This window comes from Rhodovibrio sodomensis (assembly GCF_016583645.1).
Lineage (GTDB): Bacteria > Pseudomonadota > Alphaproteobacteria > Kiloniellales > Rhodovibrionaceae > Rhodovibrio > Rhodovibrio sodomensis.
Window position 1 is genome coordinate 28,388 of the sequence record NZ_NRRL01000019.1, and the last position, 21,523, is coordinate 49,910.

22 protein-coding genes and 1 tRNA gene are annotated in these 21,523 nt (G+C 68.9%); 10 read left to right on the top strand and 13 right to left on the bottom strand.

Annotated elements, in window-relative coordinates; all coding sequences use genetic code 11:
- Nucleotides 1–39: 39 nt before the first annotated feature.
- Entirely contained in the window at nucleotides 40–1,173 is a 1,134-nt protein-coding gene (locus CKO28_RS09495) for a M14 family metallopeptidase (protein ID WP_200340469.1), read from the top strand.
- Between the two features lie 181 nt (nucleotides 1,174–1,354).
- Here the strand turns inward: CKO28_RS09495 and CKO28_RS09500 are convergent, their stop codons facing one another.
- The 5 genes from CKO28_RS09500 to CKO28_RS09520 all read right to left on the bottom strand — a co-directional run bounded on the left by CKO28_RS09500 (nucleotide 1,355) and on the right by CKO28_RS09520 (nucleotide 4,901).
- Nucleotides 1,355–1,537, bottom strand: a complete 183-nt coding sequence (locus tag CKO28_RS09500; protein WP_200340471.1) for a hypothetical protein — start codon at nucleotides 1,535–1,537, stop codon at nucleotides 1,355–1,357.
- Nucleotides 1,538–1,887: 350 nt separating this feature from the next.
- Nucleotides 1,888–1,973: transfer RNA gene (locus CKO28_RS09505), tRNA-Tyr, on the bottom strand.
- 239 nt (nucleotides 1,974–2,212) lie between these two features.
- Nucleotides 2,213–3,433, bottom strand: a complete 1,221-nt coding sequence (locus CKO28_RS09510) for a TRM11 family SAM-dependent methyltransferase (protein WP_200340472.1) — start codon at nucleotides 3,431–3,433, stop codon at nucleotides 2,213–2,215.
- A 78-nt stretch (nucleotides 3,434–3,511) separates the two neighbouring features.
- A complete protein-coding gene (fabI, locus tag CKO28_RS09515; protein ID WP_200340474.1) occupies nucleotides 3,512–4,276 on the bottom strand; it encodes an enoyl-ACP reductase FabI in 765 nt (254 codons plus the stop codon).
- Between the two features lie 196 nt (nucleotides 4,277–4,472).
- On the bottom strand, nucleotides 4,473–4,901 hold the full coding sequence (locus CKO28_RS09520; protein WP_200340475.1) for a hypothetical protein: 429 nt from the start codon (nucleotides 4,899–4,901) through the stop codon (nucleotides 4,473–4,475).
- 415 nt (nucleotides 4,902–5,316) lie between these two features.
- On the opposite strand from CKO28_RS09520, the gene CKO28_RS09525 reads away from it, so the two are divergent.
- Nucleotides 5,317–6,066: a PhoH family protein gene (locus tag CKO28_RS09525; protein WP_200340478.1), complete on the top strand. Its 750-nt coding sequence runs from the start codon at nucleotides 5,317–5,319 to the stop codon at nucleotides 6,064–6,066.
- A 292-nt stretch (nucleotides 6,067–6,358) separates the two neighbouring features.
- On the opposite strand, the gene rplI is transcribed toward CKO28_RS09525, so the two are convergent.
- From rplI to rpsF, 3 genes are all read right to left on the bottom strand, one after another.
- Nucleotides 6,359–6,973, bottom strand: coding sequence for a 50S ribosomal protein L9 (rplI, locus tag CKO28_RS09530; protein ID WP_200340480.1), 615 nt, complete (start codon nucleotides 6,971–6,973; stop codon nucleotides 6,359–6,361).
- Between the two features lie 32 nt (nucleotides 6,974–7,005).
- Nucleotides 7,006–7,263 carry a 30S ribosomal protein S18 gene (gene rpsR / locus CKO28_RS09535; protein ID WP_200340483.1) on the bottom strand — a complete coding sequence of 86 codons (258 nt, stop codon included), beginning with the start codon at nucleotides 7,261–7,263 and terminating at the stop codon, nucleotides 7,006–7,008.
- 108 nt (nucleotides 7,264–7,371) lie between these two features.
- The gene (gene rpsF, locus CKO28_RS09540) at nucleotides 7,372–7,800 is read right to left on the bottom strand and encodes a 30S ribosomal protein S6 (RefSeq protein ID WP_200340486.1); all 429 of its coding nucleotides are present in this window, start codon (nucleotides 7,798–7,800) and stop codon (nucleotides 7,372–7,374) included.
- 362 nt (nucleotides 7,801–8,162) lie between these two features.
- Between rpsF and fabD the strand changes: the two genes are divergently transcribed.
- The 5 genes from fabD to mltG all read left to right on the top strand — a co-directional run bounded on the left by fabD (nucleotide 8,163) and on the right by mltG (nucleotide 12,702).
- Nucleotides 8,163–9,113 carry an ACP S-malonyltransferase gene (gene fabD / locus CKO28_RS09545; protein WP_200340489.1) on the top strand — a complete coding sequence of 317 codons (951 nt, stop codon included), beginning with the start codon at nucleotides 8,163–8,165 and terminating at the stop codon, nucleotides 9,111–9,113.
- Nucleotides 9,114–9,203: 90 nt separating this feature from the next.
- Nucleotides 9,204–9,941 (top strand): 3-oxoacyl-[acyl-carrier-protein] reductase, encoded by a 738-nt coding sequence (fabG, locus tag CKO28_RS09550; protein ID WP_200340491.1) that lies wholly within the window; start codon nucleotides 9,204–9,206, stop codon nucleotides 9,939–9,941.
- 163 nt (nucleotides 9,942–10,104) lie between these two features.
- Nucleotides 10,105–10,347: an acyl carrier protein gene (locus tag CKO28_RS09555; RefSeq protein ID WP_037256420.1), complete on the top strand. Its 243-nt coding sequence runs from the start codon at nucleotides 10,105–10,107 to the stop codon at nucleotides 10,345–10,347.
- Nucleotides 10,348–10,427: 80 nt separating this feature from the next.
- The gene (gene fabF / locus CKO28_RS09560) at nucleotides 10,428–11,693 is read left to right on the top strand and encodes a beta-ketoacyl-ACP synthase II (protein ID WP_200340493.1); all 1,266 of its coding nucleotides are present in this window, start codon (nucleotides 10,428–10,430) and stop codon (nucleotides 11,691–11,693) included.
- Nucleotides 11,694–11,721: 28 nt separating this feature from the next.
- A complete protein-coding gene (gene mltG / locus CKO28_RS09565) occupies nucleotides 11,722–12,702 on the top strand; it encodes an endolytic transglycosylase MltG (protein WP_200340495.1) in 981 nt (326 codons plus the stop codon).
- A gap of 462 nt (nucleotides 12,703–13,164) precedes the next feature.
- On the opposite strand, the gene CKO28_RS09570 is transcribed toward mltG, so the two are convergent.
- Nucleotides 13,165–13,917 carry an SDR family NAD(P)-dependent oxidoreductase gene (locus CKO28_RS09570; protein WP_437127620.1) on the bottom strand — a complete coding sequence of 251 codons (753 nt, stop codon included), beginning with the start codon at nucleotides 13,915–13,917 and terminating at the stop codon, nucleotides 13,165–13,167.
- A gap of 238 nt (nucleotides 13,918–14,155) precedes the next feature.
- On the opposite strand from CKO28_RS09570, the gene CKO28_RS09575 reads away from it, so the two are divergent.
- Nucleotides 14,156–15,043 (top strand): YicC/YloC family endoribonuclease, encoded by an 888-nt coding sequence (locus CKO28_RS09575; RefSeq protein ID WP_338050091.1) that lies wholly within the window; start codon nucleotides 14,156–14,158, stop codon nucleotides 15,041–15,043.
- Between the two features lie 6 nt (nucleotides 15,044–15,049).
- Nucleotides 15,050–15,700, top strand: coding sequence for a guanylate kinase (gene gmk / locus CKO28_RS09580; RefSeq protein WP_200340499.1), 651 nt, complete (start codon nucleotides 15,050–15,052; stop codon nucleotides 15,698–15,700).
- Between the two features lie 46 nt (nucleotides 15,701–15,746).
- On the opposite strand, the gene CKO28_RS28380 is transcribed toward gmk, so the two are convergent.
- Nucleotides 15,747–17,024, bottom strand: coding sequence for a threonine/serine exporter family protein (locus CKO28_RS28380; RefSeq protein ID WP_242480458.1), 1,278 nt, complete (start codon nucleotides 17,022–17,024; stop codon nucleotides 15,747–15,749).
- A 445-nt stretch (nucleotides 17,025–17,469) separates the two neighbouring features.
- Here CKO28_RS28380 and CKO28_RS09595 point away from each other — a divergent pair, with 445 nt between their 5' ends.
- Nucleotides 17,470–18,060: a hypothetical protein gene (locus CKO28_RS09595; protein WP_200340501.1), complete on the top strand. Its 591-nt coding sequence runs from the start codon at nucleotides 17,470–17,472 to the stop codon at nucleotides 18,058–18,060.
- Nucleotides 18,061–18,286: 226 nt separating this feature from the next.
- On the opposite strand, the gene rsmA is transcribed toward CKO28_RS09595, so the two are convergent.
- Genes rsmA through CKO28_RS09610 form a run of 3 tightly spaced genes read right to left on the bottom strand, consistent with a single transcriptional unit; the run spans nucleotide 18,287 to nucleotide 21,487 of the window.
- A complete protein-coding gene (gene rsmA, locus CKO28_RS09600; protein WP_200340503.1) occupies nucleotides 18,287–19,129 on the bottom strand; it encodes a 16S rRNA (adenine(1518)-N(6)/adenine(1519)-N(6))-dimethyltransferase RsmA in 843 nt (280 codons plus the stop codon).
- Between the two features lie 8 nt (nucleotides 19,130–19,137).
- Nucleotides 19,138–20,187 (bottom strand): 4-hydroxythreonine-4-phosphate dehydrogenase PdxA, encoded by a 1,050-nt coding sequence (gene pdxA / locus CKO28_RS09605; RefSeq protein WP_200340505.1) that lies wholly within the window; start codon nucleotides 20,185–20,187, stop codon nucleotides 19,138–19,140.
- Nucleotides 20,188–20,200: 13 nt separating this feature from the next.
- Nucleotides 20,201–21,487: a peptidylprolyl isomerase gene (locus CKO28_RS09610; RefSeq protein WP_200340507.1), complete on the bottom strand. Its 1,287-nt coding sequence runs from the start codon at nucleotides 21,485–21,487 to the stop codon at nucleotides 20,201–20,203.
- Nucleotides 21,488–21,523 lie beyond the last annotated feature (36 nt).

Sequence of the window (21,523 nt, forward strand, 5' to 3'; positions counted from 1 at the left end):
AGGCGCCAACCGCCCCGACAACAGAAAGACCCGGCAGTCATGTGGATTTCCAGCGCGTTCGACAGCGGCAACATCCTGGTCGACCGGATCGACGGCGAGACGGCGGACCTGCGGATCCGCGCGGACGCCGGCGACAAGTTCTTCCAGTGGTTCCACTTCACCGCGGCCGGCACGCCGGGGCGGACGCGCACGCTGCGCCTGACCAACGCCGACCAGGCCTCGTTTCCGCGCGGCTGGGACGGCTACCAGGCGGTCGCCTCCTACGACCTGCAGACCTGGTTCCGGGTGCCGACGGAATTCGACGGCGGCACGCTTGCGATCACCCACATCCCCGAGGCGCCGCTGGTCACCTACGCCTACTTCGCGCCCTATCCGATGAGCCGGCACCGCGAGCTGATCGCGCGCTGCACGGCCACAGGCCGGGTCGGCTACGAGGTGCTGGGCGAAACGGTCGACGGCCAGCCGATGGAGATGCTGCAGATCGGCACCTGGGACGCGCAAAAGCTGCCGGTCTGGGTGATCGGCCGCCAGCATCCGGGCGAATCCATGGCCGAATGGTGGATGGAGGGCTTCCTGGAACGCCTGCTGGACACCGACGATCCGTCGCCGGCCTACCTGTTGGAGCGCTGCGTCTTCTACGTCGTGCCCAACATGAACCCGGACGGCACCCGCCGCGGGCATCTGCGCACCAACGCCGCCGGGGTCAACCTAAACCGGGTGTGGCAGGAACCCGACCGGGAGACCAGCCCGGAAGTCTATCACGTCCGCCGTCGGATGTATCAGACCAGCTGTTCGGTGCTGCTGGACGTGCACGGCGAGGAGGTGCTGCCGCACAACTTCATCGCCGGGTTCGAAGGCATCCCGAACCTGCGCTCGGAGCAGATCCAGATGGTCGAGTTGTTCAAGCAGCGCCTGCTGGAGCTCAACCCCGACTTCCAGACCAGCCAGGGCTACCCGCCGGCCAAGCCCGGCCACGCCAACCTCGGCATCGCCACGCCGTTCATGGCGGAGAGTTTCGGCGCGGTGGCGATGACGCTGGAGATGCCGTTCAAGGACTCGCTCGACAGCCCGCACCCGGCGGAAGGCTGGTCGCCCGCGCGCAGCCGCATGCTCGGCCGCTCCTGCCTGAACGCCCTGCGCCCCGTGGTCGACCGGATGCGCGGGGAGGATTAGGCACGCAGGCTGATGGCCTCCGAGGAAAGCGCCCGGTGTTATGTCAGAAAGACCGTGGTATTCGTCCCTTAAGCAAAATCGATGAAAGCCGAAGGCGGCTTTCATCGTGAATTTGGCTCTAATTCATTGAAGAAAGGGCAAGATTAAACTGAAGGGTGGGTCGACCTTTCAGGATCTTGCCCTAGCTCGCCAACGCTTGGGTCTGCGGGCAGGTGGAATCCAGGCGTTCGCGGGCGCGTCGGACGGCGCGCAGGATGTCCTGCCGGCTGATCCGGTCCCGGCGCATCAACAGTTCGACGATCGGGTCGTAGAGAAGCTCGTCCAGCGCGGGTTCGGGCCCCGCGCAATTCCATGCGGCCTGCACAGCGTTTCCCTCCCGCCGCGTCCACGTACGCCCCAGTGCCTCGGCGCGGTGCCTCGGCGCGGTGCCCCGGCGCGATCGCGGGCGGCGATGCGTATTTGGTTTAAGTGGTTTCTTTTGTAGCCCGCTTCGTCGGGCCGCGCCATATCGCAGGTTGATTAATGCCGCCGAAAGCGCGGCTTTTTCGCCCGGGCGTATTGAAGATGTAGTTAAGGGCCGGTTCGCGAGCAAGCGACAGCTTTGTGGCAACCCGCCGGCCATGCCAGACACGCCGAACACGCCGGTCACACGCGTCGCCACGGCGGGCGGCGCGAACAGGCGGCTTACCGGTTGCGGCCGTTGAGAAGAGTGAGTGGTGGGGGAGGGAGGATTCGAACCTCCGAAGGCAGTGCCGGCGGATTTACAGTCCGCTCCCGTTGACCGCTTGGGTAACTCCCCCACGAAAGCGCGATCCGACGCCCGCGTCGACGCGGGCCGGGCCTTGGCATCGCGGACCCGGGCGGATGGGTCGCCAAAGACGGGATCGGCGCGCCTGGGGCGCGGTCACGGACGGGATCGCCGCCCGCCCCAGGGCGCGCTTGTTCTAGGAGCTTCGACCCCCGCTTTGCAAGTCCCGATCCCCGGGATTCGGTAAATTATGTCGGTTCGGCGACAGCGGTGCGGACCCGGGCCGGGCGGCTACCCGGCGGCCGGCAGATCCAGGAGAACGATCGCCGCGTCCTCGCCGCGCACCCGGATCGCGGTGTCGTGGCGCACGCGCAGGCCGGTCTGCCGGGCGGCGTCGCGCAACAGGCGGCGGTCGCTGACCAGCAGCGCGGCGCGGAAGCCCCTGGGCGTTGCGACCCGGCGGACTTCCTGCAGCACCTCAGCGTAAAGCGACCGGTTCTCGGCGACGTCGCCGTACTGCTTGCCGAACGGCAGGTTGGCCAGCACCAGGCTGACGCTGGCGTCCGGCAGGTCGAGCGCGCGCGCGTCGGCGTGCTCGACCTGCGCCGTGTCGAAGCTTTTCAGGTTGCGCCGCGCGGTCTTCACCGCCTGCAGATCCTGGTCCGTGCCGATCAGCCGGGCGCCGGGCGCGTAGCCGCCGGCTTCCGCCAGCAGCGTGCCGGAGCCGCACACCGGGTCCAGGATGGTATCGTCGTCGACCGGACGGGTCATGAACGCCATCGCGGCCGCGATCGGCGGCGGCAGGCTGCCCTCGCGCTCGACCTGCCGGCGGTCGCGTCCGGCGGTCTGGTCCGCGTCGCGAACCGGGACGCAGGCGTAGTAGGCCTGCTCGATGCAGAACACCAGCAGCGGGGTGTTCGCCGCCTCGTCCAGCTTGACCCCGCGCGCGCTCAGTTCGCGGCCGAGAAAGCGGGCCAAGTCGTGGCGGTTGAAGTGCCGGCCGTCGGCGGTGACGACCAGCCGGCGGCGCTGCCCCTGCAGCAGCTGCGCCAGCCGCTCCAGCTGGCTGTCGGACACCTTGTAGCGGCCGTAGACCAGGCAGCGGTGCATGTCCTCCGCGCTGCGCAGCTCGGTCGCGGCCGGCGTGCGCGCCAGACGCGGGGCGAACAGCAGGTCGTGGTTGCGCTGCCAGAGCAGGTCCGCGCGGTCGTTCTGGCCGAGCAGCCTGGCGTGGCGCAGCTCCGCCAGCAGGGTCCGGCCCAGGCCGGGGGCGGCGCGCACGACCCAGCCGGCCGGCTGGGCCGTCTTGCCGGCGCCGGCGGACTTGGCCTTGTGCGCAGTGGCGCGCTGGGCCTTATGCGCGGCGGCGCCGTGGGCCTTGGGCGCGGCCGCCGGCCCGCCCGTCCGCGCGGCCGACTTGGCGGCGGTCTTGCCGCGGTTGGGCTTGCGGCCAGAGTCCTTGCCCGGGCCGGGCCGGGCGCGGTCCTTGGTGCGGGGCGGCTTGCTGCTCATCACGCGCGGGAGGTCGCAGATTTGGCCGGACGCCGCAAGGCCGCCGGCATCCGCGCCTGCCGTCCCGCGGCCGCCGGCCTATTCCATGACGTGGACGCCGGCGTCGACGTATTCGACGTTGCCGGTCATCGCCCGGGCCCGGTCGCTGGCCAGGAAGGCCGACAGCGCGCCGACGTCGTCGATCGTCGCCAGCTGGTGCTCCGGGGCGCGCTGGCGGGCGCGCTCCAGCATCTCGTCGAACCGGTCGATACCGCTCGCCGCACGGGTCTTGAGCGGGCCGGGGGAGAGCGCGTTCACCCGGATGCCCTTGGGCCCGAGCTCGGCGGCGAGGTAGCGCACGCTGCTTTCCAGCGCGGCCTTCACCGGGCCCATCAGATTGTATTCCTCGACCACCCGCTCGGAGCCGTAGAAGGTGACGGTCTGCAGGCTGCCGCCGCGCGTCATCAGCGGCTCGGCATAGTGCGCCAGTCGGATAAAGGAGTGCGCCGAGACGTCCATCGCCTGCGCGAAGCCGCCGCGCGAGCAGTCGGTCACGCGCGCGTGCAGATCTTCCTTGGGCGCGAACGCGATCGCGTGCAGCACGAAGTCGAGCTGGCCCCAGCGTTCCCGGATGGTGTCGAACACGCCCTTGAGTTCGCCTTCCGCGCGGACGTCGCAGGGCAGGAAAAGCTGCGCGCCCACGTCGCGGGCGATCGGTTCGACGTGGGGGCGCGCCTTCTCGTTCAGGTAGGTGACGGCGAGCTCCGCCCCGGCGGCGCGATAGGCGCGCGCGCAGCCGGTGGCGATCGAGTGCTGGTTGGCGATCCCGATGACGAGCCCGCGCTTACCGGTCAGATCGATCATCGCTGTCGCAGCCTCCCTGGTGCGTCGAACGGCGGAGTGTGCGCTGCACCATATACCGCGACAGTACACGTTGCACTGCAACAGAAAAATGAAAACACGCGTTTGAGGCCGGGGATCCGGACACACCAGATGGCGGCCGTGGCCGGTCCGGGCCGCGACCGCCGCCTGCGCGGACAATAGTGGAAAGCGCGGTCGGTTACGCCGCCGCGCGGGTCACGGGGGCCGTGTCGACCTCGCCGTTGGCGATCGCGTCGGCCACCCGGTGCCACACGGCGCACCCCTCCCGGTCGCCGCAAGACCGCAGTTTTTCGGCATATTCGCGCGCGTACGGGACGGCGTAGTCGCGGTGTCGGCGGGCAAAGCCCGTGGCGTAAGCCAGCAGATCGGCTTCATTCGGCATCATCTTCTCCCCACCTTCGAACACGATCGAAAGGTCCGCCGAAGTCGCGCGCAGGATTCCGGTATGACCGGTCCATGGCAAGCCCTTTGCAGCGCAGCATGATCGTTTCTTGTGGATAACCCGATTAACCGCTTCCAAAGCCCGGGATTCTGCCCGGCCCAAGAGCCGCCGCGACGGATCGGCGTTCCGCACCGCCGGGCCGTTTGCCGTGATTCCGGCCAACATACGCTAGATGTTGTGTGAAGCTTCTCTTTCACCCCAACGAATCGCGCGACAGGCGGGGGTAACTCGGGGTAGGCTGATCGAGAGTTGGGTTGATGAGCCACGCGCTCATGCCACGCACGGGAGTAGCGCCCTGACGCGACCGTCCGACCGCGACCGCCACGATCTGCCGGCCTTCCCGGTCCGGTCCGTGGCGCTGCCGTCCGGGACCGTCACGCCGGCCATCGCGCCCGCCCCCGGCGATCAACCCGCGGCCGAAGCCCCGCCGGCCGATCATGCGCCCCGTGCCCTGCCGTTTCACGCCAAGTTGCCGCCTGCCGCCTTGCCGGGTTCGAGCGACCCCGGCAAGGCGGGGGTGTGCCGCCCGTCCGGCGCGCACGCGTCGGATCCCGTCATCCCGACAGCCGAGGAGTCCAAGATGGGCAAGCGTTCCGCGCGTCGCGCCGCCAACAATCAAGAGGGCAAGGTCCGTGCGCTGTACCCCCGCGAGGGAGATTGGCATCCGCTGAACGCCGGCGGGCACGGCGACGACGCCCGCGAGCAATCCTACCGCCGCCGGGTCAAGCCGATGAGCGCGGGTCAGGAAGCCTTGATGCAGGCGATCGACAGCCAGAACCTGGTGCTGGCCCTGGGGCCGGCGGGGACCGGCAAGACCTACCTCGCGATCTCGAAAGCCGTGGAGGCGCTGGAAGCCCGCGAGGTTGAGCGCATCGTGCTCACCCGCCCGGCGGTCGAGGCCGGCGAAAACCTGGGCTTCCTGCCCGGCGGGGTGGAAAGCAAGCTGCAGCCCTACCTGCGCCCGCTGTACGACGCGCTGACCGACCGGCTGGGCAACAAGCGGGTCAAGATGGCGCTGGGCGAGGGGCTGATCGAGATCGCGCCCGTCGGCTTCATGCGCGGACGCACGCTGAACAACGCGTTCGTGGTGATCGACGAGGCACAGAACTGCACCTACGGGCAGATCAAGATGCTGCTGACCCGGCTCGGCTGGTCGTCGACCATGGTGCTGACCGGCGACCCGGACCAGAGCGACCTGCTGCCCGGCGTCTCCGGGCTGGGCGAGATCGCCCGGCGGCTGTCCGCGCTGGCGGACGTCGGCGTGATCGAACTGGACGACGCCGACATCGTCCGCCACCCCTTGGTCGCCTCGATGCTGACGGTGATCTGAGCGCGCGGTTCGCGGCGCCCGCGCGCCAGTCGCCTCCTCCATTCCCTCTGATTCCCCATCTCCAATGGGAGGAGGGGCGAGGGGAGGAGGGACCCCGGTTGTCGACGCCGCGGGCAACCTCCTCTCCCTGGTCCTCTCCTCCCATAGGAGGAGAGCGGACCCCGCCGCCATGGCGTGCCGAGAGCGGAGCTACCGCGTACCTCTAAATTCGAGCTCCCAGACACACCTGCGGCCACCTCCCGTCTCCGGAAGGTGGCCGCAAGCGCGTTGACGCTGTGCACCGAAGCGGCGGTTACGCCCGCTCGGTCTCCTCGGCGGGAGCGGTCTCGTCGTCCGCGTCCGTCTCGTCGGTCTCCATCTCCTCGACCTCGGAGATCACTTCGTCGACGGCGCGGTCGGCGATCTCCTGCTGCTCCTCGACCGAGACGGTCCGGCCCTGCTCGAGCTGCGTGTCCGCCTCGCCGCGGGAGCGGGCGACGTTGACCGTGATCTCGATGCTGACCTCGGGGTGCAGGCGGACATCGACCGGGTGCAGGCCGATCGTCTTGATCTGGCGGCCCAGCTGGATCTGGCCGCGCTCGACCCGGGCGCCCTGCTCGGCCAGCTGGTCGGCGATGTCGCGGGCGGTCACCGAGCCGTACAGCTGACCGGTCTCGCCGGCCTGGCGGATCATGCTGACCACCATGCCGTCGATCCGCTTGGCGGCTTCTTCAGCCTCCTTGCGGCGCTCGGCGTTGCGGGCCTCGAGCTCGGCGCGCTTCGACTGGAAGTACGCGCGGTTCGACTGCGTGGCGCGCAGGGCCTTCTTCTGCGGCAGCAGGAAGTTGCGGGCATAGCCCGGCTTCACGGCGACCTCGTCGCCCATGAAGCCCAGGTTTTCGACCCGCTCCAACAGGATAACCTGCATGATCGTCTCCTTAATGCTCCGGGCGGATGCGGTTACCTGATGACGTACGGCATCAGGGCGAGGTAGCGCGCCCGCTTGATCGCCCGGGCGAGCTCGCGCTGCTTCTTCGCCGACACCGCCGTGATCCGGCTCGGCACGATCTTGCCGCGCTCACTGGTGAAGCGGGTCAAGAGCTTGACGTCCTTATAGTCGATCTTCGGCGCATTCGGGCCCGAGAACGGGCAGCTCTTGCGGCGCCGGAAGAACGGGCGGCGCTGGGCGGCGCCGCGGCTGACGACACGAACGGTCATCGTCGGTCTCCTCCGTGGTCGCGGCCGGGCATGCGTCCCGGCCGATCAGGTCTCGATTAAGTCCGGTTCAGGGAACGGCGGACGGCAACGGCGTCTTGGCGGCGGGCGTTACTCGCGCCCGCGGCCGCCCCGGCCGCCGCGCTCGCCCCGGCCGCCGCGCTCACCGCGGCCACCGCGCTCGCCGCGCCGGTCGCCGTCCTTCTTGTCCTTGCGCTCCATCTGGACCGACGGGTTCGGGTCCAGCTCGTCGGTACGCAGGGTCAGGTAGCGCAGCACGTCCTCGTTATAGCGCATCGTCCGCTCGTACTCGTCGATCGCGGCCGACGGCGCCTCGATGTTGAACAGGACGTAGTGGCCCTTCCGGTTCTTGTTGACCCGGTAGGCGAGGTTCTTCAGGCCCCAGTGCTCGGTCTTGTGGACCTTGCCGCCTTGGCCTTCGAGCACCTGCTGGAACTGGTTGGCCAGTTCCTCGACGTTGGAGGACGAAATGTCCTGGCGTGCGATAAACACGCTCTCGTAATAGCGCGACTCTTCCATGTTCGCTCCCCATGGCTGTTGAACGGGCCGTAGCTCCGCGGGGTTTGACCGGGTAGCCGGGCGGCCCTAGCCGACCCCATAAATTCCCGGCTGTGCGTCCGAGAGACGGCGCAGCGGCGGGCTCGCATCGGGATCGGCGAGGAGGTCTCTTGCGAGGTGGCGCGACTATATAGATGAACGTCGCGCACGCAAGGGCGTGTGCGGGGCGGATTTCCGCGCCTTTCGGCGGATAAGCACCGGCCGGTGGGGGCGCGGTCGCGGGCCCCGTTGGCACGCTGCCGCGCGCATCGCTTGACAGCGGAAGGTCAGCCGCTATCACTGCCCCCGCTTTTTCCATGCCCAACACCGAAAGGCAGCTTGCGATGGCGCGCGCTTTCGTTTTTCCCGGTCAGGGCTCCCAGGGGGTCGGCATGGGCCGGGAACTCGCCGAGTCCTTCCCCGCGGCGCGCTATATCTTCCAGGAGGTCGACGACGCGCTGGGCCAGGATCTGTCCCGGCTGATGTTCGAAGGGCCGGAGGCAGACCTGGTGCTGACCGAGAACGCGCAGCCGGCGCTGATGGCGGTCAGCCTGGCGACCGTCCGCGCGATCGAGGAGCAGGGCGGGTTCGCGCTGTCCAGCACCGGCGCTTACGTGGCCGGCCATTCGCTGGGCGAGTATTCTGCCCTGGCCGCGATGGACGCGCTGTCCGCGGGCGACGCGGCGCAGCTGCTGCGCCTGCGCGGCCAGGCGATGCAGCGCGCGGTGCCGGTCGGCGCGGGCGCGATGTCCGCGATCCTGGGCCTCGACCTGGAGACCGTGCAGGCGGTCGCGGACGAGGCCGCCCGCGGCGAGGTGTGCCAGATCGCCAACGACAACGCGCCAGGACAGGTCGTGGTGTCCGGCAACCTCGGCGCGGTCGAGCGGGCGATCGAGATCGCCAAGCAGAAGGGCGCCAAGCGCGCGGTCATGCTGAACGTCTCCGCCCCGTTCCACTGCAAGCTGATGCAGCCGGCCGCCGAGGAGATGGAGCGCGCGCTCGCCCAGGCAGCGATCGAGACGCCCAACCTGCCGGTGGTATCCAACGTCACCGCGTACGCGCTGGAGAGCCCGGACGAGATCCGCGCCCGACTGGTCGAGCAGATCGTGCACCCGGTGCGCTGGCGCGAGAGCGTCGAATACATGCGCGACAAGGGCGTTGCGCGCCTGTACGAGGTCGGCCACGGCAAGGTGCTGAGCGGTCTGACCAAGCGGATCGACCGCAAGCTGACCGGCATGCCGGTGGGCACGCCGGGTGACGTCGAGAATTTCCTGAACGAGCAGGTCGACGCCTGAGCCGGCGCCGTTCGCGCGCGGCGCTCGGGTACAGCCGGACCGTGAGTCAAACGGGCCAGAAGCCATCATCCAGGGGAGCGGACGCAGCAGATGTTCGATCTGAGCGGCAAGACGGCGCTGGTTACCGGCGCCACCGGCGGCATCGGCGGCGAGATCGCGCGCGCCCTGCACAAGCAGGGGGCGACCATCGGCGTCAGCGGCACGCGCAAGGAGAAACTGGACGCGCTTGCGGCCGAGCTGGGCGAGCGGGTGCACGTGCTGCCCTGCAACCTGTCCGAGCCGGAGGAGGTCAACCAGCTGGTCGCCGACGCCGAGAAGGCGATGGGCGGACTGGACATCCTGATCAACAACGCCGGGCTGACGCGCGACACGCTGGCCATGCGGATGAAGGACGACGACTGGGAAAAGGTCCTGGAGGTCAACCTGACCGCCGCGTTCCGCCTGTCGCGGGCGGCCATCAAGGGGATGATGAAGCGCAAGTGGGGACGGATCATCAACATCTCCTCCGTGGTGGCGCAGACCGGCAACGCCGGCCAGGCCAACTACATCTCCTCCAAGGCCGGCCTGATCGGCCTGTCCAAGGGGCTGGCGACCGAGGTCGCCTCGCGCAACATCACGGTGAACTGCGTCGCTCCCGGTTTCATCGAAACGGCGATGACCGATGCGCTGAACGACAAGCAGCGCGCGGCCACGCTGGCGCGGGTTCCCGCCGAACGATTGGGCACGCCCGGCGAAATCGCCGCGTGTGTGGCGTTCCTGGCCAGCGAAGAGGCGGGCTACGTGACCGGACACACCTTGCACGCCAACGGCGGAATGGCCATGGTGTGAGCCGGCTTCAGCGGGCGACCGCACGCGTGTGCGCCAACGCTGGTCACCGCTGAAACACTGTGATAAGAGGCGCAGCCCGTGTCACTCGCGGGCAATAATCATGCAAATCCAGGCCGGGGCGGGCGCCCCCGGCTCTTCCGGTCTACCGAGGGTTCTAAGGGCAATGAGCGACAACGACATCGGCCAGCGCGTAAAGAAGATCGTGGTTGAGCACCTGGGCGTGGACGACGCCAAGGTCACCGACGAGGCGAGCTTTATCGACGACCTGGGCGCCGACAGCCTCGACACGGTCGAGCTCGTGATGGCGTTCGAGGAAGAGTTCGGCTGCGAAATCCCGGACGATGCGGCCGAGAAGATCGTCACCGTGAAGGACGCGGTGAACTTCATCCAGGAGCATGCCGGCTAAGCTGCGGGTCTGCGCGCCCAACGCGGCGTGACGCCCGACTTTCTCCGCGGGATCCCCCGACCACAGCCGTCAGTGAGCTCATGAGACGCGTCGTCGTCACAGGGATGGGGCTGGTGACGCCGCTGGGAAGCGGCGTCGAGCCGGTCTGGCAACGGCTGCTGGAGGGGCAGTCCGGTGTCAAACGGATCGAGTCGTTCGACGTCAGCGACCTGAACGCGCAAATCGCGGGGCAGGTGCCGCGCGGCGACACAGCCGACGGTTTGTTCAACGCCGACGACTACGTCGCCAAGAAGGACCAGCGGAAGGTCGACCAGTTCATCGTCTACGGTATGGCGGCCGCGCACCAGGCCGTCACCGATGCCGGGTGGATGCCGGACGACTTGGACTCCCAGGAACGCACCGGCGTCATGATCGGCTCCGGGATCGGCGGGCTGCAGACGATCAACGACGGCGCGATCACCCTGCACGAGCGGGGGCCGCGGCGCCTGTCACCGTTCTTCATTCCGGCGGCGCTGATCAACCTGGTCTCCGGCCAGGTGTCGATCCGCTACGGCTTTCGGGGGCCGAACCATTCCGCCGTCACGGCCTGCTCCACCGGGGCGCACGCGATCGGCGACGCCAGCCGGTTGATCGCCCTGGGCGATGCCGACGTTATGGTGGCCGGCGGCGCGGAAGCGGCGATCTGCCGGATCGGTATCGCCGGGTTCGCCGCCGCCAAGGCCCTGTCGACCTGCTACAACGACCGGCCGAGCGAAGCGTCGCGTCCCTGGGACAAGGGCCGCGACGGCTTCGTGATGGGCGAGGGAGCCGGCGTCGTCGTGCTCGAGGAACTGGAGCACGCCAAGGCCCGCGGCGCCACGATCTACGGCGAGGTCGTCGGCTACGGCCTGTCGGGCGACGCCCACCACATCACCGCCCCGCCGGACGACGGCGCGGGCGGTTACCGCGCGATGCAGTCGGCGATGCGCTCGGCCGGGATCGAGCCCAGCCAGATCGACTACGTCAACGCCCACGGCACCTCCACGCCCAAGGGCGACGAGATCGAGCTCGGCTCGGTCCAGCGATTGCTGGGCGACGCCTACCGCGACACCTGCATGTCCTCGACCAAGTCCGCGATCGGGCACCTTCTGGGGGCGGCTGGCGCGGTCGAGGCAATCTTTTGCATCAAGGCAATCGCCGACGGGGTCGTTCCGCCGACGCTCAACCTCGCGGATCCGAGCGACGGCTGTCGGGACATGAACCTGGTGCCCAACTACGCCCAGGAGCGAAAGGTGCGCTACGCGCTGTCGAACTCGTTCGGGTTCGGCGGCACGAATGCGTGCCTGATCCTGTCGGCGCCGTCTTGATTCGTCTGGCGCTGGAGCGAGGCCGTCCGTGAAACGGCTGCTGATCGCCGCCACCTTCCTGATCACCGCCGCCGCGGTCGGCGCCGGTTTGCTGTACGCCTGGGGGCATCAGCGCTTCACCGGGCCGGGACCGCTCGACGCGCGTAAGATCGTCTTGATCGAACGGGGGGCCGGCGTCAGCGCGATCGCCCAACAGCTGGCCCGCGAAGGCGTGATCCGCTCTCCCCTGATTTTCCGCCTGGGCGCCCGGGCGACCGGCCAGGCGACCCAGCTCAAGGCGGGCGAGTACGAATTCCCGGCGAAAGTTAGCCCGCAGCAGGCGCTGCGGATCGTCGTGTCGGGCAACACGGTCGCCCGCACCCTGACGATCCCAGAGGGACTGACCAGCCACGAGGTCGTCGACCGGATCCGTCAGGCGCCCGCCTTGAGCGGCGAGATCGCGGAAGTGCCGGACGAAGGCGAACTGCTGCCCGAGACCTACCAATATCAGCGCGGCAACAGCCGGGCAGAGCTGCTGCAGCGGATGCGGGACGCGATGGACCGCACGTTGGCGAAGCTGTGGCCGCAACGCGCGGACGATCTGCCTTACGACACCAAGCAGGCCGCCGTCACGCTGGCGTCGATCGTGGAGAAGGAGACGGCCGTTCCGGACGAGCGCGCGCTGGTCGCCGGCGTGTTCGTGAACCGGCTGGAACGCGGCATGCGCCTGCAGTCGGATCCGACCGTGCGGTTCGCCCTGACCAACGGCGAGACGGAGCTTGGGCGGCCGCTGACCCGCGCCGACTGGCGGGTCGACCACCCGTACAACACCTATCGGATCTCCGGCCTGCCGCCCGGGCCGATCGCCAATCCCGGGCGCGCGGCGCTGAAGGCCGCGCTCAACCCGGCGGAGACCGAGTATCTCTATTTCGTCGCCGACGGCAGCGGCGGCCACGCGTTCGCCAAGACCCTGCGCGAGCACAACCGCAACGTGGCCGAATGGCGCAAGGTCCGCGACGGCGACAATTAAGGCGCGCAAGCGTGTTGCGGGGTGCGCGCGATCGTATGCTTACTGCTCTGCTGGCGGCCACAAGGTTTGTGAAATGCAATCGCGTCGGCGAGCACAAGGCCGGGCTCTGGGCGGCTTCTCGCTCAACCTTTCCGTTGCCATCTTCACGGTCGGATTGCTGGCGCCGGTTCTCGAAGTTGGCTTCGCGGGCGCAGGCCCTGTCAATCTGTCCACGGCGCTCAGCGCCATGGCGGTTGGAGTGGCGCTTGCCGCGAGCGGGGTCTACCTAATCGGTAAGGCAGAGCCGCCCGAGGAGCCATCCAAATCATGATTGTCGATCCGGAGACGGGTTTCTACGTCGCCCTTGGTGTTGTCGCGCTCGTTGGGCTTGGCGCCTTTCTATATGCGAAGCTCGTACTGCGCGATCCGTCCAGGAAGAAGCATCGAGGTAGCTAGCCCGGATCGCCGCTGACAGCGTCCGCCTCAACCGTTCCCCGGTTTCTCCGGCAGCCGGGCCAGCATCCCGTCGGTCCAGCTGGGCGGCAGCAGGTTGAGCAGCCAGACGGCCGCGTAGAGCCGGCGCGGGAAGGCGATCCGGGGCCGGTCGCGGGCGAGGCCGCGCCGGATCCGGCGCGCCGCGCGGTCGGCGTCCATCAGCAGCGGCATCGGGAAGTCGTTGTTCGCCGTCATCCGGGTCTTCACGTAGCCGGGACAGATCACCGAGACGCACAGCCCGTCGCGGCCAAGATGGCCGCGTAGGGATTCGCCCCAGACCCGCACCGCCGCTTTGCTGGCGCAGTACGCCGGCGCGCCCGGAAAGCCGCGGAACCCGGCCAGGGACGAGACGATCGCGAGCTGCCCGTGCCCGCGCGTGCGCATCGCGGCGGCAGCCGGCAGGACGGTGTTGACCGCGCCGGTGACGTTCACGCTCATGATCTGGTGGGTCTGCTGGGCGCTCTCGCCCGCGCCGCCGGTGCCGCCGCCGACCCCGGCGTTGGCGATGACGAGATCGAGCGGCGCCAGCGCATCGGCCTTCGCGATCCAATCGGCCATCGCCACCCGGTGCAGCACGTCCAGGTGGCGCGTCGTGACCTCCGCGCCATGTGTCCGGCAGTCCGCCGCCACCGCCTCCAGCCGGCGGACATCCCGGCCGCCCAGCGCCAGGCTGACCCCCGGCGCCGCGTACAGGCGGGCGAGCGCGGCGCCGAGCCCGCTCGACGCACCGGTGATCAGGATCGACCGTGGCGGCTTCGGCGGTGTGCGTGGCGGCGGTGTGCGTTGCGGCGGTGTGCGTGGCGGCGGGGTCGCGGGCACGGGGAACGGGTCCTTATCGGCGATGGGCAGCCGGGCGTGCCGCCAGCCTACAGCGCCCGGCCGGCCTTGTGACCCGCAAGGCGGCGTGAATATGATGCGCGCCCATCGAGTCCCCGCGCGCCCGCAGCCGCGCCGACCCGCGCCAGAAAGGCATTCCGCCGTGACCGTCGCCAGCATGACCGGATTCGCCCGCCGCGAGGGCGGCGATGCGCAGCAGACCTGGGTCTGGGAAGCCAAGAGCGTGAACGGCAAGGGCCTGGACGTGCGCGTGCGCGTGCCGAGCGGCCTGGACCGGCTCGAGCACGAGGTGCGCGGCCGGGTGCCGAAGGTCTGCGCGCGCGGCAACGTCAGCGTATCCCTGTCGGTCGAGCGGTCGGAGCGGCGCATGCAGTTGCAGGTCAACCGGGAAATGCTGGACCAGCTGGTGCGCCTGACCCGCGAACTGCGCGAGGAGGTCGATGCCGAGCCGCCGCGCCTGGACGGCCTGCTCGCGGTGCGCGGCGTCCTGGAGACGGTCGAGGAGCCGGAGGACGAAGCGGCGCGGGAAGCGCGCGAGCAGGCGATGATCGCCGATTTGCAGGGACTGCTCGACGACCTCGCGGCCGCGCGGCTGCAGGAGGGCCGCGCGCTCAACCAGATGGCGGAGAGCCACCTCGCCGAGATCGCGCGCCTGACCGAGGACGCGCGCCAGTGTGCCGCCAGCCAGCCGGAGGCGCTGCGCGCGCGTCTGCGCAAGCAGGTCGAGGACCTGCTGGAGACCCGCACCGGTTTGTCGGAGGACCGGCTGGCGCAGGAGGCGGCCCTGCTCGCCAGCAAGGCGGACGTCCGCGAGGAGCTGGACCGGCTGGACGCGCACGTCAGCGCGGCCCGGGAGCTGCTCGCGGACGGCGGGGCGATCGGCCGGCGGCTCGATTTCCTGTGCCAGGAGTTCAACCGCGAAGCCAACACGCTGTGCTCCAAGGCCGGCGACGTGGCGTTGACCGGGATCGGCCTGTCCCTCAAGAACGCGGTCGAGCAGCTGCGCGAGCAGGTCCAGAACATCGAGTAGGAACACATGGTCCAGGACGGATTGATCAAGCGCCGCGGTCTGATGCTGGTGCTCTCCTCGCCCTCCGGCGCCGGCAAGACCACGATCTCGCGGCGCCTGCTCGCGGATCAGGACAACCTGCAGCTGTCGATCTCGTGCACGACCCGCCAGCAGCGCCCGAGCGAAGAGGAGGGGATCGATTACCACTTCGTCGACGAGGCGACCTTCAGGCAGATGGTCGACGACGGCGAATTCCTGGAATACGCCAAGGTGTTCGGCAACTACTACGGCACCCCGCGCCGGCCGGTCGAAGCCGCGCTCGCGCGCGGGGAGGACGTGCTGTTCGACATCGACTGGCAGGGCACCCAGCAGGTCAAGGAAACCGCCGGCGAGGATCTGGTCTCGGTGTTCATCCTGCCGCCCACCAAGGACGCCCTGGAGCACCGGCTGCGCACCCGCGCCCAGGACCCGGAACACGTCGTCCGCCAGCGCATGGCGAAGGCGTCGGACGAGATGAGCCACTACACCGAGTACGACTACATCGTGGTCAACGAGCAGGTCGAGAAGTCGGTCAGCCGGGTGACCTCGATCCTGCAGGCTGAACGGCTGCGCCGCTCGCGCCAGACCGGCCTGCACGCCTTCGTCGCGCAACTGGTCGAGGACACGGCCAAGGGGTAAGCCGCCCGGCGGACCGGGGCGCGGCGGCGCAACCGGCAGCGCGGCGCTACGGGAAGTCCCGGTGCGGCACGACCGAGCGCACCATGGTCAGGCCGGCGCCGATCGCGCCCAGCGTGAACACCACCTGCAGCCCGGCCGTGGTCGAGGCGACCAGGGCCGTCTGCGCCTCCGCCGGGGTCCGCGAGCTCAGCTCCAACAGCCCGATGATGCACTGCGCCGCCGCGCCGCCGGGGACCATGGGAATGCAGCCGGCGACGGCCAGCGTCTGCCCGGCGTGCGGGATCCGGATCGGGGCGATCCCGAGCACTTCGACCCAGATCGCCACGGCCGCCGCCGCCAGGAAGGACGCCGCCTCCAGCGGCAGCCCGCTTTCCAGGCCGAGCGTGCGCGCGGCCAGCGCCAGCGCGCCCGCGGCCGCCGCCCAGATCAGTGTCTTGGTGCCGAAATTGAACAGCACCCCGAAGCAGGCGGCCGCCAGCCCGCCGAACGCCGCCTGGTGCGCCAGCCAGGCGGGCGGGACCAGGCTGCTGTCCAGCCCGGGCCCGACGATCATCCGGGCCGCGCCCATGCCGACGGTGATGAAGATCAGGATCATCGCGACCGTCACGAAGCGGGCGCTGCCCATGGTCGGGTAGCCTTCCATGATGTCGGTCTGGGCGTTCATCGAGGGCACGCCGGGGACTAGCAGCAGCACGGATGCGGTCATCGCGATCCCGACCGTGGCGCTGCCGATCCAGCTTGCGCCCAGGCCGGCCAGCCCGGAGGCCACCAGCGCCACCACGGCGATCAGCACAAAGGTGTTGGTGCCGCGCGCGGCGAGTGTCATCCGCACGCCCTGGGCGAGCGCGCTGCCCGCCAGGATCGGGGCGAACGAGATCCAGTCGGCGCCGAGCAGCCGCCCGAACGCGGCACAGGCGGTGCCGGCTGCCAGCATGGCGAAGATCCGGTGGTGGCGCGGCACCGTCCCGGTCAGCGCCCGGATCTCGCGCGCGAGGTCCCGGGCGGTCAGGCCGCCCTGCGCGGCGCGGGTGCACAGGCTGCGGATTTCATGATTGAGCCGCATGTCGACCCGGTGATGGCCGACCCCGACCATCCGGGAGATCGTGTTGTGCCCGTGGGTGACCGTGAGCGACAGCGAGGCGTAGCCGATCCGGGTGTGCACCTGTTCCGCGCCCAGCCCGGTCGCGGCCTTGCGCATGCCGCTCGCGACCACGGTGGACTTGGCGCCGGTCTCCATCAGCAGGCGGCCGGTTTCCAGCGCCGCCATCGCGATCTGCTCGAGATGGCGGTGCCGCATCACCGTGGGATCGGTCGCGTCGGTCATGCCCACCCGTCTCGCACGCCCGCGGGGCGACGGCAAGATATCGCCGGTCGCCGCGGTCGTTGCGCTGGCTTGGAACGCGACACGCGGTTGTCGGCTACAGGTTCCCTGGACGTCCGGCTGGCGGGACGGCCCACGCTGTTGGCCGTCCGTGATCCGACGGGAGCTCGCGCGTGGCGAAGCCCAGGTGAAGCGGTCCGTGGCGGCGGCGTTCTGACGCTCGACGGCCAAACCACCTGTGCGGTCCAGGGACCGGCTTTGGGTCGAAGTTGAAGACCGTATAAGAGAAGGGGAAAAAACAGGAACATAGCTGCCTGTCTCGTGGATCAGCCCGTACGCGTATAGTGCAATGCACAGAGCGCACCTCCAAAGACGTAAACGAAATACTTGACGGCATCTCCGACATGATGTGTATTTTAATACAGTGCACGTAATAGGAGATATTTTAATGTCGAATCCTGATTTAACATCGTCACAGCGCCCTATCTCGTCTTCAATGAACGCGCGTTTTTATGAAGTGCTTGTTAATACGGTAATTAAAGAAGACGGGATTCAGCGTTCAATATCAAAAAATACAAAAGGAATTTATCACGTACACGAAATAGCTTTTGTTTATCAATTTGAGAAAAAAATGCACGATATGTTTCCTAAATTTGATATTGATTATGTTTCAAGTTTTAGAGAATATTCGACTGAAAACACCCGGCAATCAGATCTCGTCTTACAAGGGGTCGACCAGAACATTATATTTGAATTTAAGATGGATTGCGCGCTCAGTTCGGTAGCTCACGATGCCGTCAAACTAGGTCCGTCAGTCAAGTCAGGGGACGCCGCTTACCTCATAAATATAAAAACCATGAGTGTAAAAAGTTTGTTTGGTTTTCCGAAACAGCGTACGAATGAATTGAGCCAGGAAATCAAAAATATTACTAATGAGCCATATTACGTAGATAATGTGGTGTCAGAATTTGACTTCATATCACAAGCAGGTAATTCGACATTGGCTGACGTAATTTGTATGTGGGAAGTTCATATTTAGCTTGTAGTATAGATGTCCGTGGCGGTTCATCTCCGGCCGAGCCGACGCGCGGTGGTGTTGGCCGCGGTTGGCTGCCGACCTGGCGCGCGCGGGAGCGCTCTCGTCCGCCTGCATTCCTAGAGCAAGATGCTGAGAGGGGAAGCCACCTCTCAGCATCTTGCTCTCTCTTCAAGCAGTTAGAGCAAAATTCACGATGAAGTTCGACTCGACCTCCATCGATTTTGCTCTAGCGCAGCGTGCGCGCCAGGGCGCAGAAGTCCTGGACCGTCAGCGCTTCGGCGCGGGCGGTTGGATCGATTCCGGCGGCTGCGCACAGGGCTTGCGGATCGGCGCTGACCGCTTTCAAGGCGCCGCGCAGCATCTTGCGGCGCTGGTTGAACGCGGCGGCCGTTACACGCTGCAGCACGGCCGGGTCGGCGGGCGCGAGCGGTTGGGCGCGCGGGGTCAGTTCGACCACGCTGGAGACGATCTTGGGCGGCGGGGTGAAGGCTTCCTTCGGCACGTTGAAGGCGACGCGGGCGTGCGTCAGCCACTGCGTCAGCACGCTCAACCGGCCGTAGGTCTTGGTCCCCGGTTTGGCGACCAGGCGGTCGGCGACTTCCTTCTGGAACATCACCACCAGCGCCTCGACCACGCCCGGGTCATCGGCGATCTCGCCCAGCCAGTTGGTCAGCAGGGCGGTGGAGACGTTGTAGGGCAGGTTCGCCACCACCCGCCGCGGGGCGGGGCCGAGCTCGGCCAGCGCCGTCTCCAGCGCGTCGCCGGCGCGGGTCTCCAGCCGGCCGGGGTAGGCGGCGGCCAGCTCGGCCAGCGCGGCCAGGCAGCGGTCGTCGCGTTCGACCGCGACCACGCGGCCCGCGCCCGCGCTCAACAGCGCGCGGGTCAGGCCGCCCGGGCCGGGGCCGATCTCGATCGTCGTGCCGGCCGACAGGTCGCCGGCCGTGCGCGCGATCCGGCCGGTCAGGTTGAGGTCGAGCAGGAAGTGCTGGCCCAGGCTCTTGCGCGCGTCCAGCCCGTGGCGGCTGATCGTCTCGCGCAGCGGCGGCAAGCGGGCCGGCATCTCCGCCATCCGGCGGCTCAGCCGGCGGCCGCGTGCCGGGCGCGCCCTCGGGCCATCCGCCGGGCGGTCTTCAGCGCCTCGATCAGGCTGGTCGGGTCGGCCTCCCCGGTTCCGGCAATGGCGAACGCGGTGCCGTGGTCCGGGGAGGTGCGCACGAACGGCAGGCCGAGCGTCGCGTTGACCCCGCGGGCAAAGTCCAGGGTCTTGATCGGAATCAGCGCCTGGTCGTGGAACATGCACAGCGCGGCGTCGTAGCGCTGCCGGGCCCGGCCGTGGAACATCGTGTCCGCGCTCAACGGCCCGGCGACGTCGACGCCCGCCGCGCGCAGCGTCGCGCACGCCGGCGCGACGATCTCGATGTCCTCGCGCCCGATGGTGCCGCTTTCGCCCGCGTGCGGGTTCAGCCCGGCGACCGCCAGGCGCGGCCGGTCGATGCCGAAGTCGCGCGCCATCGCCTGGGCCGTGACCCGGCCGGCGTGCACGATCGCGGCCTGGGTCAGGCGGCGGGGCACCTCGGCGAGCGGGATGTGGATCGTCACCGGCACGACGCTCAGCTCCAGGCAGGTCAGCAGCATCACCGGCTCGGCCGCCGGCCCGCCGTCGGCCGCCAGCCAGGCGAGGTATTCGGTGTGGCCCGGATGGTCGAACCCGGCGGCGGTCAGCACGTGCTTGGCGATCGGGTTGGTGACGACCGCGGCCGTCTCGCCGGCGCGGGTCAGGCGCACGGCTTCGCGGATGCTGGCCAGCACGGCCGGGGCGGTCTCCCCGGTCGGTTGGCCGGGGGCGGGATGAACCGGCAGCGGCTGGGGCAGCACGGGCAGCCCCTCGGCGAACGCGGCCCTGGCGTCGCCGGCGCGGGCGACCTCGACGATCGGCACCGGCCAGTCCAGCCGCGCGCTGAGTGCGCGCAGCCGGGCCGGATCGTCCAGCAGGACGAACGGGCTCAGCGCGTCTTCGACCCGGCGCCGCCAGGCCGCGAGCGCGATTTCGCCGCTGATCCCCGCCGGCTCGCCCATGGTGAGCGCGAGTGGGGCGTGGGGGGCCGGCGCGGCGGTGGGCTGGCTCATCCGCGCGTCCCCGTCAGCCGGTGTCCTCCAGGTTGCGCCGCTCGCCGCCCATCTGGATCTCGATGTTGGCCTGCCGGCGCAGATCGCGCATGTAGCGCTGCGCCAGCATGTTCAGACGCTCCCGCTGCAGGTTCTGCCGGATCTGCTCGCGGTCGATGCCGCCGCTGCGTTCGCACACCATCAGCACGGCGTAGCCGCCGGCGACCTTCAGCGGTTCCGAGGGGGTTTGCAGCGGCAGGTCGGCCACCTTGGGCCGGATGTCCTCGGGCAGCGCGCTCATCTTAACTTCGCCCAGATCGCTGGTGCGCGCCGCGTCGGTATCGTCCGCCAGGGCGTTGAAGTTGCTGCAGCCCTCCGCCGGCTCGGCCAGGCGGTTCAGGCGCTGCTTCGCTGCGGCCACGGCGTCCGCGCCGGCGCCGTCGGGCACGGGCGTGAACAGCTGGCGCAGATCGACCGTCGCGTTGCCGGGCGACAGCACACGCGTGTCCATCAGGTTGACGATATACAGGCCGCTGTAGCCGCGCACCGGACCCGCCAGCTGGCCGGGCTGCATCTGGGTGACCCGCTCTGCCACCGCTTCGGGCAGGCTCTCGGGCGTCACCCAGCCGAGCACGCCGTTATCGGCGGCCGTGGGCGACTGCGAGAACTGCCGGGCCAGCGCGCCGAAATCGGCTCCCTGGCGCAGTTGCTGCATCAGCCGCTGGGCGGTCTGGCGCACCCGCGGCAGCTCCTGTTCGTCGTCCACCGCCAGGAAGATCTCGCGCACCCTGTACTGCCGCTCGCCCTGGAGGGAGCGGTAGCGCTGGACCGCGTCGTCGACGTCCTCGTCGGAGATCGAAACCTCGCGGGCCAGCCGGTTCCGGATCACCTTCTGCCAGGCCAGGTTGGCGCGCAGCTGATCGCGGAAGGTCGCGACCGACACGTTGTTCTGCCGCAGGATCGACAGGAACCGGTCGGCGGACATGTTGTTGTTCCGCGCCACCCGCGCGACCGCCTGGTCCACCTCCTGCTTGCTCACCGAGTACCCGAAGCGCTCCGCCGCCTGCAACTGCAGCTGCTCGTTGATCAGGTTGCGCATGACCTGATCCCGCAGCCGGGCGCGGTCGGCCTGCTGCGGCGAAATGCCGGCGGACAGCATGACCAGCCGCATGCGCATCCGGACGTCGAACTGGGAGATCACCTGGTCGTTCACCACCGCCGCGGCGCGCAGGGTCTGCTGAGCCGGCGCGGGCTGGACGGCACCGAGCGTGAGCGCGGCCAGGGCGAGGAAACCGGTCAGGCGGAAAAAGAGACGACTCATCGAGCGGCCTTTGAGGACAAGCGTTCACGTCGGCGC

Bases quoted from the DNA above. Each gene is read 5' to 3' on its own strand.
- CKO28_RS09555 (WP_037256420.1), top strand. From the start codon at position 10,105: ATGAGCGACAACGACATCGGCCAGCGCGTAAAGAAGATCGTGGTTGAG.
- fabG (WP_200340491.1), top strand. From the start codon at position 9,204: ATGTTCGATCTGAGCGGCAAGACGGCGCTGGTTACCGGCGCCACCGGC.
- fabD (WP_200340489.1), top strand. From the start codon at position 8,163: ATGGCGCGCGCTTTCGTTTTTCCCGGTCAGGGCTCCCAGGGGGTCGGC.
- fabF (WP_200340493.1), top strand. From the start codon at position 10,428: ATGAGACGCGTCGTCGTCACAGGGATGGGGCTGGTGACGCCGCTGGGA.
- rsmA (WP_200340503.1), bottom strand. From the start codon at position 19,129: ATGGCGGAGATGCCGGCCCGCTTGCCGCCGCTGCGCGAGACGATCAGC.
- CKO28_RS09495 (WP_200340469.1), top strand. From the start codon at position 40: ATGTGGATTTCCAGCGCGTTCGACAGCGGCAACATCCTGGTCGACCGG.
- CKO28_RS09610 (WP_200340507.1), bottom strand. From the start codon at position 21,487: ATGAGTCGTCTCTTTTTCCGCCTGACCGGTTTCCTCGCCCTGGCCGCG.
- rplI (WP_200340480.1), bottom strand. From the start codon at position 6,973: ATGCAGGTTATCCTGTTGGAGCGGGTCGAAAACCTGGGCTTCATGGGC.
- fabI (WP_200340474.1), bottom strand. From the start codon at position 4,276: ATGATCGATCTGACCGGTAAGCGCGGGCTCGTCATCGGGATCGCCAAC.
- CKO28_RS09525 (WP_200340478.1), top strand. From the start codon at position 5,317: ATGGGCAAGCGTTCCGCGCGTCGCGCCGCCAACAATCAAGAGGGCAAG.
- CKO28_RS09595 (WP_200340501.1), top strand. From the start codon at position 17,470: ATGTCGAATCCTGATTTAACATCGTCACAGCGCCCTATCTCGTCTTCA.
- CKO28_RS28380 (WP_242480458.1), bottom strand. From the start codon at position 17,024: ATGACCGACGCGACCGATCCCACGGTGATGCGGCACCGCCATCTCGAG.
- CKO28_RS09510 (WP_200340472.1), bottom strand. From the start codon at position 3,433: ATGAGCAGCAAGCCGCCCCGCACCAAGGACCGCGCCCGGCCCGGCCCG.
- rpsR (WP_200340483.1), bottom strand. From the start codon at position 7,263: ATGACCGTTCGTGTCGTCAGCCGCGGCGCCGCCCAGCGCCGCCCGTTC.
- rpsF (WP_200340486.1), bottom strand. From the start codon at position 7,800: ATGGAAGAGTCGCGCTATTACGAGAGCGTGTTTATCGCACGCCAGGAC.
- gmk (WP_200340499.1), top strand. From the start codon at position 15,050: ATGGTCCAGGACGGATTGATCAAGCGCCGCGGTCTGATGCTGGTGCTC.
- pdxA (WP_200340505.1), bottom strand. From the start codon at position 20,187: ATGAGCCAGCCCACCGCCGCGCCGGCCCCCCACGCCCCACTCGCGCTC.
- CKO28_RS09520 (WP_200340475.1), bottom strand. From the start codon at position 4,901: ATGTTGGCCGGAATCACGGCAAACGGCCCGGCGGTGCGGAACGCCGAT.